Source organism: Bradyrhizobium sp., from assembly GCF_049798375.1.
Lineage (GTDB): Bacteria > Pseudomonadota > Alphaproteobacteria > Rhizobiales > Xanthobacteraceae > Bradyrhizobium.
In genome coordinates this window covers 1-16,573 of the sequence record NZ_JBARGP010000444.1, presented here as the reverse complement: position 1 = coordinate 16,573, position 16,573 = coordinate 1, and the positions used below count along the sequence as shown (strand labels likewise).

Below are 16,573 nucleotides of genomic sequence, written 5' to 3'. Positions count from 1 at the left end.
ACAGCGCCAGGATCGGCAGCACGGCGCCGTTCATGGTCATCGACACGCTCATCCGGTCGAGCGGGATGCCGGAGAACAGCGTGCGCATATCGTAGATCGAGTCGATCGCCACGCCGGCCATGCCGACATCGCCGGCGACGCGCGGATGATCGCTGTCATAGCCGCGATGGGTGGCGAGATCGAAGGCGACCGAGAGGCCCTTCTGACCGGCCGCGAGGTTGCGGCGATAGAAGGCGTTGGAATCCTCCGCCGTGGAGAAGCCGGCATATTGCCGGATAGTCCAGGGCTGGTTGACATACATGGTCGGGTAGGGGCCGCGCAGATAGGGCGCGATGCCCGGCCAGGTGTCGAGGAAGTCGATCCCCTCGAGATCTGCCTCGCCATAGGCCGGCTTGACCAGAATGCCCTCGGGCGTCAGCCACGGTTCGGCGTGGCCTGTCGGCGCGGGCGTGGCGGTGGAGGCGAAGTCGATCTCGGCAAAATTCGGAATGCGGCTCATAGCGTCCATCTCGGCAAAATGGCGGATGCCGGTTTCATCTTAGTCGTGATCCGGATGCTGATGGCTTGCGATAGTCGCCATCTTTTCCGGCCCGTAATTCTGCATCGTGGTCTGGCTCGGCAAATTGGAGATTCCGACCACCCAGCCGAGGCGGGATTCGGTGCCGTATTGGCGCGTCGGGATGACGCGGTCGGGCCGGTCGAAATTGCCTGTCATGATCTCGATGCGCGGCCCATCGATGCGCCCGAAGCCGAGCGGCGTGCCACAGGCGGCGCAGAAGAAACGCTCGGCGATCGAGGAGGAGCGGAACGCGGCGGGCTGACCGCGCGTCCAGGCGAAGTGCTCGCGGTCGATCTCGGCAAACGAGGCGAACGGCGCGCCGGACGCTTTCTGGCACATCCGGCAATGACAGATGCTGACCTTGCCGGGTGCGGTCTTGAACGCGAAGCGGACGGCGCCGCATTGGCAGCCGCCGGTCAGGAGGGGCTTGGTGTCGTCGGTCATGCTCGCTCCAGGTGCGAATAGGCGTCGTCGAGGATCGCGAGCGCATCGCTGCCGGCAAAGACGAAGCCGCCGACACCGGCGCCGCGCAACTCCGCCTCCTGCTCGCCGGGACGGCTCGCAAGATAGATATGTCGGGCGCCGGCGGCGTGCAGGGCCTTGGCCGCCGCGATCGCGTCGCTGGCATAGATCTTGTCTGACGAGCACAGGCAGGCGAAGGGCGCGCCGGACGCCTTGAACTCGGCGGCGAGCGCCGCCGGCTCCAACGAGCCCTTCCCGTCGATCGCCGCGATGCCGCCGGCCTCGAAGAAGCTGCGGGCAAAGGTTGCGCGCGCGGTGAAATCGGTCGGGGCGCCGAGATTAGCAAGGAACACCGAGGGCCGCTTGCCGCCGCTCTTGAGCTTTGCGTCGGAGCGATCGCGCAGCCGTTCGAACGGTTCGGCTAGCCGCACGGGGGCGAGGGCAGCGAAGCTGATGGCAGCCACGCTGTTCTCGATACGCGCTGCCGGAGCCGGCATCTCGACCTTGACGGCGGCTTCGCTCAGGTTCGGAAACTCGCTAGCGCCCGTCAGCACCAAGCGGCGCTTGGCGATATCGGCATCGCGCGCCTTGCGGGTCGCCGCGACCTTGCTTTGGATCAAGCCTTGCTGAAGCGCCGCAAACACGCCACCGCTTGTCTCGATCTCCTGGAACAGCGCCCAGGCCGTTTCGCACAGCTCTCGCGTCAGACTCTCGGTGCCGCCGGCGCCGGCCATGGGGTCGGCAACCCTGGCGAGATTGCTCTCTTCCAGCAGGATCAGCTGGGTGTTGCGCGCCATCCGCCGGGCGAAGGCATCGGGCAGCCCGAGCGCCAATGTGTGCGGCAGCACTGTGATCGCGTTGGCGCCGCCGAGCCCGGCAGCGAAGGTCGCGATGGTGGCGCGCAGCATGTTCACATAGGGATCGCGCTGGGTCAGCATGCGCCATGCTGTCTCCGCCGCGACGAACGCCGGCTTCGGCGTGAGCCCGCAAGCGACCTCGATACGCGCCCAAAGCAGGCGCAGCGCGCGGAATTTCGCAGTCGTCAGAAACTGGTCCGCATCGGCGCTGAGGCGGAACGAGATGGCGTCGCGGCCCGCGTCGAGCGCGATGCCGCCGGTCTCCAGCATCCGCAGATAAGCCACCGCCAATGCCAGCGCGAACGCCAGCTCCTGCGCCTCGGACCCGCCGGCGTCGTGGACCGGCCGGCCGTCCGCCAGGATCAGCTTCTCCCTGAAGCCGCGGTCCATCAGGCCGCGCACGACTTTCGCAAAGGGAGGCGCCATCTCCCGCCAGGGCCCCGCGGCGCTGCCGCGGACAGCAAGCGTGGAAAACGCCTGATAGTTGATGCGCAGATTGACCTTGGCGGGGTCGATGCCCTGGGCTTCGATCAAATCCGCAAGCGCCTCGCCGGCATTGCCGCGCCCGACCACGGGATTGAGTGCGATCGAGATGCCGGCATCGAGCATGACGCCGTCGAACAGGCGCTTCAGCGTATCAGGCCCGGCGTTCGCGATGCCGAAGCCGCGCGCGCCAGCGCCGCCGGCAAATTCGATGTCGAGCCCGGTGGCGCCATTTTCGAGATCGGTCAGGATCTGGGCATTGGCCTTGGCCGCTTCAGGATGGTCGACCCGCTGCATGATCTGCCACGGCGCAGCGGCGGCCCGGCCGGCGACCAGGGAGGAACCTTTGGCGCGCGGATAGATCGGCTGGATCTTGATGCCGTCATAGGTCTTGCCGACCAGCTTCTCGTACGGTGCCCCCTTCAGCACGCCATCGACCAGCTTGCGCCACTCGCCTTCGGTGGCCGGCGCGAAATCGGCCGCAAGCCGCAGATCCTGGTGCAGCTGTTCGGTCACCTCTGTCATTCTTCCGCGTCTCCCGGGCGCACCGTCAAAGCCTTTGTTCGCCGCAAAATGCCACGTCGCGGCGGCCAAGCCAAACGGTTGTTTCGGCTCAGGTCTTTCTTAATCGAGGTCGGGCAGCCGGACGATTCCGTCAGACGAAACTCTGCCCAGCGCCTCGCGCCGGGAACGCCCTGCAATCACCCGCTCGGGCGCGATCTCGGCGAGCGGGACCAGCACGAAAGCGCGCTCGAACAGGCGCGGATGCGGCAGGGTCAGCTCTGGCGTATCGAGTACGACATCGTCATAGGCGATGAGGTCGAGATCGAGCGTGCGCGGCCCCCAGCGGGTCTCCCGCGCCCGGTCGCGCCCGAAGGTCCGTTCGATGTCCTGCAGGACTGCGAGCAGCGCGTGCGGCGCGAGAGCAGTCTCGATCGCGATGCAAGCGTTGACGAAGGAAGGCTGTTCGACGCCGCCCCAGGGCGGGGTCTCATAGTCGGACGAGCGCGCGGTCAGCGTCGCCTTCGCCTGTCGGCAGACCGCATCGATCGCGCTATGAAACCTCGACCTGACGTTGCCGACATTGCCGCCGAGAGCAATCAGCGCGCTCGCCATTCTCGTAGTCTCAGGACTGCCGCGTGCGGGTCAGCACCACGCCGACATCCTCGAAGATCGCGGCGATCGGCGCATGCGGCTTGTGCACGGTGACCTTGACGGCGCGAATGCGCGGGAAGGCGGCGAGGATAGCGTCGGCCACCGCGCCGGCGGCGCGCTCGAGCAGGTAGTAATTGGTGTCCTTGAAGGCGGAGGTCGCCGTCGTCACCACGTTGGAGTAGGAGACGGTGTCGGACAAGCGATCGGTGCGCGAGGAGTCCGACAGGTCGATGTCGAGCTCGAGATCGATCACGAAGCGCTGGCCGACCTCGCTCTCATGCTCCAAGACGCCATGGCGGGCATGGATCAGGAGACCCTTGATGAAAATGGCGTCGCTCATATCTTCTGCGCCTCGATTGCAGTGGCGACGCGCAGCGCCTGCACGGTCTCGGCCACGTCATGAGCCCTGATGAGCTTGGCGCCGCGCTGGGCGGCGATCAGATGCGCCGCGATCGAGCCGCCGAGCCGCGCCTGCGGCTCCGAGGGCATGACGGAGGCGATGAAGCGTTTGCGTGAGGCGCCGACCAGTATCGGCAAGCCGAAGATGTCGAGCTCGTTCAGCCGCGCCAGCATCGTCATGCTCTGGACGGGCGTCTTGCCAAAGCCGATGCCCGGATCGAGCACGATGTTGCCATGGGGAATGCCGGCCTTTGCGGCGATATCGAGCGAGCGTCGGAAGAAGGCGATCACGTCCGCCATGATGTCGATGGTGTCGTCGGCGCTGTCGCGATTATGCATCACGATGACAGGCACATTCCGTTCCGCCAGCAGCGGCGCCATATCGGGATCACGCTGCAGGCCCCAGACGTCGTTAGCGATCTGCGCGCCCTGGTCCAGCGCGAAGCGGACGACCGCAGCCTTCATGCTGTCGATCGACACGGGCAGGCCGAGAGCTACGACGCCGGCGAGCACCGGGCGAAGCCGCGCGATTTCATCCCCGGCTGGGACCGCCTCCGCGCCGGCATAGGGACGGGTGGATTCGGCGCCGACGTCGATGATGTCGGCACCTTCGAAGATCATCCGCCGGGCTTGCGCGAGCGCACGTGCCGGCGTGGTGAAATTGCCGCCGTCAGAAAACGAATCCGGCGTCACATTGAGCACACCCATGACCGCAGAATACGGCCGCTCCAGCCACGCACGCACGAGCGGATGCGCAACGGCTGCGGTCACCGTATCCTGGCTTTGCGACGAGGCGCTCATGCAGCGGCTTTGCGCGGTCCCTGCAGCGGAGTCAAGCTGCAGAAACCGCAATCCGGGATTGTGATAGATGACGCTTGCGCTATCTGGTAGCTGGGCGGGCGCCAGTCTCGCAGATGATTTTCAAGCGCTGATCTTCAATAGCTGATTTTGGGCTCCAGCTTGCGCGCCCGCTCGATCATGTGTCCGATCGATTTTTCCGACGGCAGGATGCGGACCAGCTTGCGCCTGGTGTTCACTTCCTTGATGTTTTGCGCGAGCCGCGCCGGATTGCGATGCGCGAGCTCGCGCACCGTGGTGACGCCGGCGGCACGCATCAGGCAGACCTTCGCCTTGCCCATGCCGGGAATCCGCATGTAGTCGGCGACATTGGCCCATTCCAGCAATTGCTGCTCGCTGATCGCGGTCTTGGCAGCGAGCGCCTTGCGCCCCTTCACGGTGCGTGCGGCCTCAAGCAGCGCGTCGGTGGTTCGGATGCCCTGAGCTTTCAGCTTCGAGGCGCAGAAGGCACTCATGCCTTCAATATCTGAGATTGGATATGTCATGATACTCGACAAAAAGGGAAGGTGCTTCAGGCGAACTGGCTCAGGCCCGGCGTCCCCGCGACGATCGCGCTCATCTGGTCGGCTCCGATTTTGTCACGGCCGAACCTGAAAAGTTCACGCGCCACGGTCTGGATGTCGGTGATCCCAAGCCCGAGGCCCATGAGCCTGCTCCCGACGGCCATCAAGCCGCTCCCCATCAGCCGCGATAGTCCGCCACCCGTGCGCGACGCCGCAATCGCGGCCTCCGCGCCCGGTATTCCGTCGATCAACGCTCGGACCTGCTGTGAAGGTCCTTCAGTCCGAAGAAAGTTGAGCATGATGCCGATGGTTTTTTCGGCCACAGCTCTATCGATGCCGGCCTTTGCAGCCAGCAGACCAATCAACTCGTCCATATTGCCCCGTCGTCCTCAATCCGGTCCCCCAAGACCGGACGCCCGCACAAGGAGTCATCTTGATCATACGGGTTGCGAATTACAAGCGATGAGCGCGCAGGGGTACGAATCGAATCACGATCGCGGCGGGAGTGTGGCTTCGCTGCAAGAGCAGGTGTGAAATTTGCGGATAGGTGCAGCTGCAACACGAAGCGGTTGCGTTGCCGTCGCAAACGGCTTTTTTCATCCGCTTTGATGGACGCGCCGACGCCGGTTTCAATGCACATCAGATGAAGTATGATTGCGGGGAATCCAACACGCGATGCACGAAAGACGGACATCATGGCGGTATCCGGAACAAATTCTATTGACACGGATGAGAAGATTTTTGTCGGCAAGGGCGAGCAACAGGCATGGCTGACCCTTGCACTCGCCAATCGCCATGGCCTCGTCACCGGTGCGACCGGCACCGGCAAGACCGTCAGTCTGCAGGTCATGGCCGAGGGCTTTGCGCGCGCTGGCGTTCCCGTGTTTGCCGCTGACATCAAAGGTGATCTCTCCGGTATTTCCGAGGTCGGTGAGGCCAAGGACTTCATCATCAAGCGCGCCACCGAACTCGGGCTGACGTTCCAGGCGGACCAGTTCACCACGGTGTTTTGGGACGTGTTCGGCGAGCAGGGGCATCCGGTGCGCGCGACCGTCACCGAAATGGGACCGCTTCTGCTGTCGCGGATGCTCGATCTCAACGACGTGCAGGAAGGTGTGCTCAACGTTGCGTTTCGCGTCGCCGACGACAACGGGCTGACCTTGATCGACATGAAGGATCTGCGCGCGCTGCTTGATGCGATTGCGCCGGCAGATGGTCCGAAGAAGGCCGATGGTGCCGAGGATCCGCTGGCGTCGATCCGCCAGGCCGCGCGCACCTTCGGCAACGTCACGCGGGCGACCGTCGGCACCATTCAGCGCCAGCTTCTCGTGCTTGAGAATCAGGGCGGCAACCAGTTCTTCGGCGAGCCGGCGCTTTTGCTGCAGGATTTCATGCGCACCGATCGCGACGGGCGCGGCGTCGTCAATATTCTCGCCGCTGACCGGCTGATGCACAGCCCGCGGCTCTATGCCACGTTCCTGCTCTGGATGCTGTCGGAGCTGTTCGAGGTGCTGCCCGAGGTCGGCGATGTGCCGAAGCCGAAGCTCGTGTTCTTCTTCGACGAGGCGCATCTGCTGTTCGACGATGCGCCGAAAGTGTTGATGGACAAGATCGAGCAGGTGGTACGGCTGATCCGCTCCAAGGGCGTCGGCGTCTATTTCGTGACGCAGAACCCGCTCGACGTTCCCGACAAGGTGCTCGGCCAGATGGGCAACCGCGTGCAGCACGCGCTGCGCGCCTTCACGCCGCGCGACCAGAAGGCGGTCGCCGCCGCTGCCGAGACGTTTCGCCCCAATCCGAAGCTCGATACCGCGCAGGTCATCATGGAGCTCGGCAAGGGCGAGGCGCTGGTCTCGTTCCTGGAGGGCAACGGCACGCCCGCAATGGTCGAACGCGTGTTGGTGCGGCCGCCCTCGGCGCGGATCGGGCCTGTCACAGCCGAAGAGCGCAAGACGATCATCGATCAGAGTCCGCTGAAGGGCAAATACGACACGGCTGTTGATGCGGAGTCTGCCTATGAAATGATCCAGAATCGGATTGCCGGCACGGCGGCGACGCAGCCGGGCACGTCAGGCGGCCTGCTGGACAAGATCGGCGACATCGCCGCCACCATCTTCGGCACCAACGTCAAGCGCGGCAGGCTGTCGACCGGACAGCTGATCGCGCGCAACGTGACGCGCTCCGTCACCAACAAGGTGGTCGGCGGGATCGCGGCTGATCTCGGCAAGGATGTCGCGGGCTCGATCGGCGGCTCGATCGGCCGTTCCATCGTGCGCGGCGCGCTAGGCGGATTGTTGCGGCGATGATGCTTGCTCAAGCCGTGACGACGTGCAGGCCCGCATGATGTCGAACCCGCAACGTCAATTGAGATGGCCGTCGCTGCGTCTGCCGGTCGACATCCTGTTCCTGATCTGCTGCGTCCTGCTGATCGGCGACGTGCTGGTTCCGGAAATCTTCGGCAGCGGCAAGAGCAAGGACTATCCACTGTGGTATTGGGCCGGCCAGCAGGTGCTGCAGGGCAAGGATCTCTATCCCAGCGATCCCACAGCGTATTTTGCATTCATCTATCCGCCGCTGCCGGCGGTGCTGCTCGCCATTCCCGCCTGGTTCGGCAAGACCGTCCTCTATAGCGTGCTGTCGCTGCTCAACGTCGTGGCGTGGTGGATGACGGCGCAGCTCTCCCACGCGATGACGGGATCGGGGCGGACGCCCAATCAGTGGCTCTATTTTCTGCCGGGCTTGGTCACCATCAGCTTCGTGTTCGACATGTTCGACCTCGGACAACCGAATCTGATGCTGCTGGCGTTGATGCTCTATGGCTTCTGGCTGATCACCGAGCTGCGGCCATGGCTCGCCGGCAGCATGTTCGCGCTGGCGACTGCGATCAAGGTATTCCCGGTCGCAGTGCTGCCTTATCTCATCTGGCGAAGACAATGGGCGGCAGCCGTGAGCATGATCGTGTTCACGCTTGCGTTTCTGTATGTGGTGCCGGCGCCGGTGCGTGGCTTTGCACACAATGCCGCTGAAATGAAGACCTGGTACCAGGCCATGGTCGGATCGAGCTCGGAGAAAGGCTTCGGCCAGCGCGACGAGCAGAACTGGTCCTGGGTCAACCAGTCGATCATCGCGATGACCCATCGCCTGACGCGCCCGCTGAACTACATGCAGGATGACCCGACCAAGCCGGTGCCGGTGCGGACGATGAACATCGTCGATATCTCGTTCAAGGCGGCCAATCTCGTCGTGCTCGCCGTGTCGGGCCTGCTCGGCCTCGGCTTTCTGCTGGTGATGCCGCGCAAGGAGCGGCGCACCCCGCGTTCGGACGCCGAGGAGCTCGGCATCCTGATCTGTCTGATGACGGTGGCTTCGCCGCTGGCGCGGCAATATTATTTCATGTGGTTGTTCTTCCCGATGACCGTGCTGATGCACCGCGCGGCCTTCGATCCGAGGCCGCGCGTGCGGCTCTGGACCTGGCTGGCGCTGGCGCTGGCGGGCATCCTGATGCTGCTGGCGCTGCCGCCGTTCCCGAAAGACTTGCAGGCCTGGGGCAACAATTTCGCGGCAACCGCCGTCATGGCCGGCGCGCTGGTCTGGCACATCCTGCATCCGCTCGGGGATACGGCTGGCTCGCAAGCTCCGGCGGCAGTAGAATTACAGCAATAAGACAGCTCAGGGAATCTGCGACCATGGCCAACGCAAACCTTCAGTCCGTGCTCGAGCACATCGATGCCGACTTCAACAACAGCCTGGAACGGCTGTTCACGCTGCTGCGGATCAAGTCGATCTCGGCGGAACCGGCTTTCGCCGGAGAGTGCCAGGCGGCCGCGGAGCATCTCGCCAAGGATCTCGGCACCATCGGCTTCGAGGCCAAGGTGCGGCCGACCGCGGGCCATCCGGCCGTAGTCGGAAAAAGCAACGGCCATAGCGGTGCGAAGTCGCACGTGCTGTTCTACGGCCATTACGACGTGCAGCCGGTCGATCCGCTCGATCTCTGGCATCGGCTGCCGTTCGAGCCTGTCGTCACCGACCATGCCGATGGCCGCAAGATCATCGTCGCGCGCGGCGCCGAGGACGACAAGGGCCAGCTCATGACCTTCGTCGAGGCCTGCCGCGCCTGGAAGACGGTGACCGGCGCGCTGCCGCTCGACATCACCGTGCTGCTGGAGGGCGAGGAGGAGGTCGGCTCGAAGAATTTCGTGCCGTTCCTGCAGGCCAACAAGGACGAGTTCAAGGCCGATTTCGCGCTGGTCTGCGACACCGGCATGTGGGACCCGACCACCCCGGCGATCACGACCATGCTGCGCGGACTTCTCTATGAGGAGGTCAAGATCAAGGCCGCCAACCGCGACCTGCATTCCGGCCTGTTCGGCGGCGGCGCGCGCAACCCGATCCGGGTGCTGACGGAGGTGCTCGGCGGCCTGTTCGACGAGAACGGCCACATCACGCTGCCGGGTTTCTATGATGGCGTGAAGGACCTTCCGGCTGAGGTGCTCGCGCAGTGGAAGAAGCTCAATTTGACGCCGGAGAATTTCCTGAAGCCGATCGGGCTGTCGATTCCTGCTGGCGAGAAGGAGCGTCTCTTGATCGAGCAGGTCGCCTCACGTCCGACCTGCGACGTCAACGGCATCGTCGGCGGCTATATCGGCGAGGGCTCTAAGACGGTGATCCCGGCGCACGCTTCGGCGAAGATCTCGTTCCGCCTGGTCGAGGGCCAGGACCCGCTGAAGATCCGCAAGATCTTCCGCGACTACGTGAAGGCGCGCATTCCGGCGGATTGCACGGTCGAATTCGAAGACCATTCCGCGGCGCCCGCGGTTGCGCTCGACTGGACCATGAAGCCGCTGACGGCAGCCAAAAAGGCGCTCACCGAGGAATGGGGCAAGGAGGCGGTGCTGATCGGCTCGGGCGGCTCGATCCCGATCGTCGCCGATTTCAAGGAAACGCTCGGGCTCGACTGTCTGCTGGTCGGCTTTGGCCTCGACGACGACAACATCCATTCGCCGAACGAGAAGTACGACCTGACGAGCTATCACAAGGGCATCCGCTCCTGGGCCCGCATCCTCGCCGCGCTCGCCGAGACGCCGCAGGGGTAGTAGCCGGAGACGGAGCGGCACGTCTCCTCCGCGTCATCATCCGCGAAGGCGGATGATCCAGTACCTGGTGGCAGTCGTTCTTAGCCTGGAAGCCGCGCCGTACTGGATTCCCCGCCTTCGCGGGGAACGACAGCGGTGTGAGAAGTGGGGTCGGCGTCACTCGAACGCTTCAGGCCGCAGCCCCGGCTCGCGGCGCGCCGTGGCGGGCGAGCTTGCGCAGCGCGGTCAGGATGGTGTCCGCGTTTGCAAGACGGCAGCATGACCTGCCGGCGAACTTGGCCTCATAGAGCGCGGCGTCGGCCAGTGCCAGCAGGGTCTCGGCATCGGTGCCGTGATCAGGCGACAGCGCAATGCCGACACTGATGCCGATCGTTGCAGTGGCACCGTAGCCCAGCGCGATCGGCTCCTCTGCAATGCGGACGATGTGTTCACCGAGCGCGACGGCGTCTTCCGGCGTGACGTCGCTGATCAGCACCACGAACTCGTCGCCGCCGATGCGCGCGATGGCATCGGCCGTCGGCGCGAGGTCGTAAAGGCAAAGCGCGACGGTCTGCAACAGCATGTCGCCGGCGGCGTGCCCGTGGGTGTCGTTGACCGGCTTGAAATGGTCGAGGTCGAGGTAGAGCAGGGCGAAGGGCCTGCCGTCGTTCTGATGGGCGATGATCCGGGCTTCCAGCGCATCGACGAGGCCGGCGCGGTTGCGCAGGCCGGTCAGGGCGTCGAGGCGAGCCTGGTCCTCGCTGTGGCGCTTGGCCTGCAGCACCGTGACCAGCATGTTGTTGAGCCGGAATGCGGCGGCTGACATCGCCCAGAAGTAAAGCGGCATCTGCAGGAACAGCAGATAGAGCAGCGGTTCGCGTGCCAGCGCGACGCCGGGAATGACCGGGCCGACGGTGAACAGGGTCATGGCCCCGGCAAGGCGCGGAGCGCTGAAGTTGCGGAAGCAGGTGCCGCCGACCATCGCGGCACCGGACAGGCAGGCCAGTGTGGCGCTGACCCAGTGACCGCTGGCGACGCTGAGGCTGGCGCCAAGGCCGACGCTGGCGCTCCAGGCGACGCCGAGCAGGATGTAAAGGTCGGTCGGCGCCTTGCGGCCGGTGCGGGCGGCCCGAAATGCCACACTCAGCACCAGCAGGCGGGCGGTGCAGATCACGATCTCCAGCGCGAACCAGGCGATGAACGGCGCGGTCTGCTCACGCGCGGCAATCACGCCGCTGGTCAGCACGGAGTTGATGATGCCCGCCGCGAAAATGGGCCAGCTGCCGTAGAGTTCGCCAATCAGCGCAACGCGAACATCGTCGCTGACGTCTGGTCCGACGTCCGCAAGCCATCGCGTCAGCCGCCATTGCGGCAGACTGAACGCCAACCCATCGTCGCGCATTTCGGTACTCCCCATGCACATCAAGGGGGACCGATGCTTAACAGGCCTTTGCGCACGGACGGCTGTTCCCGCACATGCTTGATGCGCGGTAAAGAAATGCTCTGGCGGGCGCAAAACGTGGCGCGATCGCGCGCTGCGAAAGTCAGGAGCCCAACACAAAAACGCCGCCCGGAATTGGACGGCGTTTCATTCCGAAAAGCGTAGAGGTTGTGTGACAATCGTTTAGCACATCAATACTGACAAGTCGATGACATTCCTCAACTGCGAGCCACGCCGATCGGGTAGGGACCTTGCTGGAGAGCGCGATCATGATAGCCCTTGCTGCCGATCGCCTGTGCGAGGGGGCTGCGGATGTCCTCATCGGCCTTCAGCCGCGCCACCAGCGCGCGGAAATCATGGCGTGGCCGCCAGCCGAGTTCGGTGCGGGCCTTATCGTTGACATAGACGCGATCGATGCCATCGAACATGGTCCAGCCGCGGCGGGCATATTCCCGTTCATAGTCGGGCACGTGGCGGCGAACCACTTGTGGTGCGTTGCTGCGCAATTCGGCCATATCGCCGCGTGAGAACGGCGTAGTGGCGCTGATGATGTATTTCGCGAAGCGAGCGGCGGAAGCGTGGGCGACCGCCTTCAGATGCGCATCAACCACGTCTTCGACATCCACGCGGCGATGGAGAAACTCGTTCACCTTCGTGTTGCTGTCCGCGTAGGCGCTGCGCACCGCCGCGTCGTCGTCCGCTTCCGGAAAGAACCGCGAGACGCGCAGCACGATCGTAGGCAACGCCTGGTTACGCGCGAACAGCTGGCAGAGATCCTCAGTCGCGGCTTTGGTGACCCCGTAGATGTTCTTCGGCACCGGCGTGACGCTCTCCGTCACCCAGGCAGCCGGCTCGCCGCGCGGCGGCACCAGCGCATCGCCGAACACGCTGGTGGTGCTGGAGTAGACGAAGGCCGCGACGTAAGCGGCGGCCGCTTCCTCCAGCAGGTTCAGCGTGCCCGAGATGTTGACGTCGACGAACGCTTGACGGCTGTGGGTCGCGACATGCGGCTTGTGCAGGGTCGCGGCGTGCAGCACCGCTGTCACGCCGGCCATGGCGCCGCGCACCACGTCGCGATCGGTGATCGACCCGATCAGATGCGTAAAGGCGCCGGGACGAATGTCGAGGCCGCTGACCGCGCGTCCCTGCGCCGTCAGCGTGCGCACCAGGGCTTCGCCGAGATGGCCAGAACTGCCGGTTACGAGGATCGTCACTGCTGGCTGCTCCGTGATCGGCGAAAGCTGCGACGCATCAGGTCCGGTAGCTCGGATCCCTGCGATCGAGCTTGCGTAGTAGCGGCGGCCAGACCAGCTGGGTCGAGCGCAGCTCGGCGCGATCGGCATTCTCGAACAGCTTGGCGTTCTTCTCGACCACCTCGTCCTGCACCGGATAGACCGATGGTCCGAGCGTCCGGGTGCGGACCTGGATCGAACAAGCGCGCTCGAGCTGGTACATGCGCTCGAAGGCGGAGGCGACCGAGCGGCCGACGGTCAGCGTGCCGTGGTTGCGCAACAGCATCAGGTTCTTGGTGCCGAGGTCGCGCTGCAGGCGCGGCCGCTCGTCGTGATCAAGTGCGATGCCTTCATAGTCGTGATAGGCGAGGTCATGGGTGACGTATTGCGCGATCTGGTTGAAGGGTTTCAGGCCCTCGGCACAGCTCGACACCGCGACGCCATCGATGGTGTGCAGATGGATCACGCAGCCGGCATCTTCCCGCGCCTCGTGGATCGCCGAATGGATGGTGAAGCCGGCCGGATTGATGCGGTACTCGCTCTCGGTGAGCTGATTGCCGTCGAGATCCACCTTCACCAGGCTGGAGGCGGTGATCTCCTCGAACAACAGGCCGTAAGGGTTGATCAGGAAATGGTGCTCGGGGCCCGGCACCCGCGCCGAGATGTGGGTATCGACCAAATCGTCCCAGCCGAACAGCGCCACCAGGCGGTAGGCGGCTGCGAGATTGACCCGCTGGCTCCATTCCGCCTCCGTCATGTTTGCAGGCACTTCGTTCAGGCGCGCTTCCGCTGGCGACATCGCCGTTCTCCGCTGATCGATTGAGTTGGCGCGGAGCCTAGTCGCCCGGTTCCGCCGCGGCAAGCCGCCGGGAGCAGGGGCAGTCATGCGATGCGCGGTCGTTTTCTACGGCGCGGGAATCGACAGCAGGCTCGAAATGCTCTTGCCGCGGATGTCGTAGACACGAGCGAACACGACGTCGTCGCGCTTGATCTCGACCATCACTGGCGCTGACAGGCCCTTGCAGTAGAACTCGCCGAGCGTCATCGCGAAATCGGCGCCATGACTGTCCCACCCGATGGTGTAGTCGGGACCGAGCGCGACCTGCGCCGGACGCTGCGGGCCGCACACCGCGACCTTCCATTTGCGCCCCTCGGGCATCACTTCCTGGCGTTCGTCGAGCTGTTGCTTCAGGCCATCGGAGGCCTGCTTCAGCGCCAGCCCCCAATAGTCCAGCATGAAACGGGTGTCGGCTTCGCGCACGGTGCCCGCGATGTAGTTGAAATGCGCGTATTGATAGGGATGCAGCCGGATCATTTCGGCGAGCGGCAGCAGCAGACCGAAGCAGAACACGGTGACTGCGAGGGGCTGCCAGTTCCGGCGGCTGTCGGCCTTCAGCCAATCCATCAGCCAGGCGAAGGCGATGCCGCCGAGCAGCGCCATCGGCGGGATCACGAACACGAAGTGGCGGATGCCGTTGTAAAGGGCGGGGCGCTTCACGATCGCGATCAGGATCGGCAAGGTCGCCGCCACCGTCAGCATCAGCAGGATGCTCTTCTGCCGCGCGCTCATTGTGGTCCGCGACAGCGACAGCACCGAGGTGACCGCGCCGGCGATGAACAGACCCAGCATCAGCTCGGGGAGCTGGAGCGCAAACAGCGTCGGCAGATAAGACCACGGCATATCCGGCACCGAAACCAGCGCGCCGTCGAACATCTCCTTCCAGGGCTTCTCGAAGAAGTGCGAGAAATAGGTCAGCGCCCGGAACGGATTGGCGGGCTCGATGATCGACCAGGGCCAGATCAGGCCCATGATCAGATAACCCAGGATCAGGCCCGGCAGCAGCACGTAGAGCACATGGACGAAGCGCCTGACCGCCTCGCGCGGCCCCTGCGTGCGATATTCCTCCAGGAACAGCGGCAGGAAGCCGATGACGGCGTAGACGAGGGCAAGACCGCCCAGCACGCGCGAGCCGATCGACAGCCCGGCACCGAGTCCGACGATCAGGATGGTCCGTGGGCTGGGGTAGGGATACTCCTCTGCCAGCCGCACCAGGCCCATCAGCAGCACCACCATCGCCACCGCGAAGGGTGCGTCCTTCGGGTTCATGAACATGTGGCCGTAGTAGATCGGGCACAGCGCCAGCAGCAGCAGTGCGCCCAGGCCCGCGACCGCACCGCCGATCCGGCGCGCCAGCCGCCAAGTGACGGCGAGGCCGATCAGCCCGACAATGGCGCCGACCAGCCGCCGCGTCTCGAACAGTTCCAGCGGAATGATCTTGTGCAGCAGGGCCGCGACCATGTCGAAGCCGCCGCCATACATGTAGAGATTGGCGAAGGAGAGCGCCCCGGTGTCACGGAAGCCGGACTTGTACATCCGCAGCAGCAGGTCGGCATATTCGGCGTGGGTGTAGTCGTCCCAGCCGAGCCCATAGTCACGGAAGGTCAGTCCCGCGACGACCGCAACCGCTGCGAGCACGAAGACCGCAAGGTCGTCGCAAGTCCGCTCGACTGTGCGCCTGACCGGCGTGTCGAGGGCCGAAGTAGTGATGGATGACATGATTGGTCGTGACCCGGCGTCCCCTGGCAACTCGCCCTTGCGCTGAAAGCCTCTTTGCCGGCGACCCTATAGCGCAGGTGGAGTTGTCAAGTCATTGGCGAATGCCGACTAAATCTTTTCGCTGCAACGCAGCAGCGGCTTGAAAGTCGACTGGTTCCGGCACTATTGACATGGCGAGAATGAACGCGGGCTGAACTCTGCAAGGCTCCGGGATTGCCGGTGGAACCTCGGCCGCGATGACAAGTTGGCGAAGGGCACAATATGACGGTATCGTGGCCTTGCCAGACGCGCGGCGACCGTGTTGCTTGGCGCCAGAACTTGACACTTCGCTGCAGATTGTGGTGGTGCACGTCTCAAGTTCCAGATTCAAGGGACAAGGGTAAGCACAACATTCTAGTGTGGTTTTCGGTTCGGAACCCGCCGGCTCCGGGCCGCCGCATTAGGGGGTAGATTTGATGATGAGCGCCATGTTGGTCGCCGGGGCCGTCGCCATCTTGGCGGGGCTCGGAGCGATCGCTCTCGGAATTCCGGTCAAGGAATTCAGTTTCGGGAACACCATGATCATGTCGGGCACGGTCGGCTTGTGCACCGGCTTGATCCTGCTTGCGCTGGCTGCCGTGCTCGGCGAACTCAAGCTGATTGCGCACCGGCTGCGCCTGCAGGTGGCGAGCGATCCCAATTCCAGGGCATTGGAGCTGCCCGGCGATAGCGAACCGCCGAAGCCAACAGATGTTACCGCCGCCCCGCCGCTCGAGGATCTCTGGCGCGAGGGCAGCGCGCCGCGCGGCCGGGGCCGGCAGGCGGAGTTGCCGCCATTGCCCGAGCCCGAGGCGCCGCCTGAGCGCGAGTCGGCACGCCCCAAGCGCAATTTGTTGTTCGAATCGTCCCTGCGCCGGGAGCGCGAGCGCACCGAGAAGCGCGCGGCCGAGCCACCCGCGGCCGAGTTCCGCAGCCCACCGCTGGCCGAGCCATCGGCGCCGGAACCGGTGCAGCCG

The 16,573-nt window shown here is 64.7% G+C and carries 15 protein-coding genes and 1 pseudogene; 4 read left to right on the top strand and 12 right to left on the bottom strand.

Annotated features, from left to right (window positions below; all coding sequences use genetic code 11):
- The 8 genes from WA702_RS18560 to WA702_RS18525 all read right to left on the bottom strand — a co-directional run.
- Nucleotides 1-499 (bottom strand): methylmalonyl-CoA mutase family protein (locus WA702_RS18560; protein WP_425111992.1); only part of this gene is annotated, 499 nt, incomplete at its 3' end.
- A 39-nt stretch (nucleotides 500-538) separates the two neighbouring features.
- Entirely contained in the window at nucleotides 539-1,003 is a 465-nt protein-coding gene (locus tag WA702_RS18555) for a GFA family protein (RefSeq protein WP_425111991.1), read from the bottom strand.
- Complete coding sequence (locus WA702_RS18550) at nucleotides 1,000-2,886, bottom strand: methylmalonyl-CoA mutase family protein (protein WP_425111990.1); 1,887 nt, start codon at nucleotides 2,884-2,886, stop codon at nucleotides 1,000-1,002. Before WA702_RS18550 ends, WA702_RS18555 begins: the two co-directional genes overlap by 4 nt.
- A gap of 99 nt (nucleotides 2,887-2,985) precedes the next feature.
- The gene (gene folK, locus WA702_RS18545) at nucleotides 2,986-3,477 is read right to left on the bottom strand and encodes a 2-amino-4-hydroxy-6-hydroxymethyldihydropteridine diphosphokinase (RefSeq protein WP_425111989.1); all 492 of its coding nucleotides are present in this window, start codon (nucleotides 3,475-3,477) and stop codon (nucleotides 2,986-2,988) included.
- Between the two features lie 10 nt (nucleotides 3,478-3,487).
- Nucleotides 3,488-3,856, bottom strand: a complete 369-nt coding sequence (folB, locus tag WA702_RS18540) for a dihydroneopterin aldolase (protein WP_425111988.1) — start codon at nucleotides 3,854-3,856, stop codon at nucleotides 3,488-3,490.
- Nucleotides 3,853-4,716, bottom strand: coding sequence for a dihydropteroate synthase (gene folP, locus WA702_RS18535; protein ID WP_425111987.1), 864 nt, complete (start codon nucleotides 4,714-4,716; stop codon nucleotides 3,853-3,855). Before folP ends, folB begins: the two co-directional genes overlap by 4 nt.
- A 134-nt stretch (nucleotides 4,717-4,850) precedes the next feature.
- A complete protein-coding gene (locus WA702_RS18530; RefSeq protein ID WP_425111986.1) occupies nucleotides 4,851-5,258 on the bottom strand; it encodes a DUF4332 domain-containing protein in 408 nt (135 codons plus the stop codon).
- Between the two features lie 26 nt (nucleotides 5,259-5,284).
- Complete coding sequence (locus WA702_RS18525; protein ID WP_425111985.1) at nucleotides 5,285-5,650, bottom strand: DUF2267 domain-containing protein; 366 nt, start codon at nucleotides 5,648-5,650, stop codon at nucleotides 5,285-5,287.
- A 321-nt stretch (nucleotides 5,651-5,971) separates the two neighbouring features.
- On the opposite strand from WA702_RS18525, the gene WA702_RS18520 reads away from it, so the two are divergent.
- Genes WA702_RS18520 through WA702_RS18510 form a run of 3 tightly spaced genes read left to right on the top strand, consistent with a single transcriptional unit; the run spans nucleotide 5,972 to nucleotide 10,369 of the window.
- Nucleotides 5,972-7,582 carry a helicase HerA-like domain-containing protein gene (locus tag WA702_RS18520; RefSeq protein WP_425111984.1) on the top strand — a complete coding sequence of 537 codons (1,611 nt, stop codon included), beginning with the start codon at nucleotides 5,972-5,974 and terminating at the stop codon, nucleotides 7,580-7,582.
- A 34-nt stretch (nucleotides 7,583-7,616) separates the two neighbouring features.
- Nucleotides 7,617-8,939, top strand: coding sequence for a glycosyltransferase family 87 protein (locus WA702_RS18515; RefSeq protein ID WP_425111983.1), 1,323 nt, complete (start codon nucleotides 7,617-7,619; stop codon nucleotides 8,937-8,939).
- 23 nt (nucleotides 8,940-8,962) lie between these two features.
- Nucleotides 8,963-10,369, top strand: a complete 1,407-nt coding sequence (locus WA702_RS18510) for a M20/M25/M40 family metallo-hydrolase (protein ID WP_425111982.1) — start codon at nucleotides 8,963-8,965, stop codon at nucleotides 10,367-10,369.
- A gap of 169 nt (nucleotides 10,370-10,538) precedes the next feature.
- Here the strand turns inward: WA702_RS18510 and WA702_RS18505 are convergent, their stop codons facing one another.
- The 4 genes from WA702_RS18505 to WA702_RS18490 form a co-directional block, all read right to left on the bottom strand.
- Nucleotides 10,539-11,750, bottom strand: a complete 1,212-nt coding sequence (locus WA702_RS18505) for a diguanylate cyclase domain-containing protein (protein WP_425111981.1) — start codon at nucleotides 11,748-11,750, stop codon at nucleotides 10,539-10,541.
- A 257-nt stretch (nucleotides 11,751-12,007) separates the two neighbouring features.
- Complete coding sequence (locus WA702_RS18500; RefSeq protein WP_425111980.1) at nucleotides 12,008-13,003, bottom strand: NAD-dependent epimerase/dehydratase family protein; 996 nt, start codon at nucleotides 13,001-13,003, stop codon at nucleotides 12,008-12,010.
- A gap of 37 nt (nucleotides 13,004-13,040) precedes the next feature.
- On the bottom strand, nucleotides 13,041-13,820 hold the full coding sequence (locus WA702_RS18495) for a class II aldolase/adducin family protein (protein WP_425111979.1): 780 nt from the start codon (nucleotides 13,818-13,820) through the stop codon (nucleotides 13,041-13,043).
- A gap of 105 nt (nucleotides 13,821-13,925) precedes the next feature.
- Complete coding sequence (locus WA702_RS18490; RefSeq protein ID WP_425111978.1) at nucleotides 13,926-15,578, bottom strand: glycosyltransferase family 39 protein; 1,653 nt, start codon at nucleotides 15,576-15,578, stop codon at nucleotides 13,926-13,928.
- Between the two features lie 458 nt (nucleotides 15,579-16,036).
- Here WA702_RS18490 and WA702_RS18485 point away from each other — a divergent pair.
- A pseudogene (locus tag WA702_RS18485) lies at nucleotides 16,037-16,573 on the top strand (hypothetical protein); the annotation flags it as partial.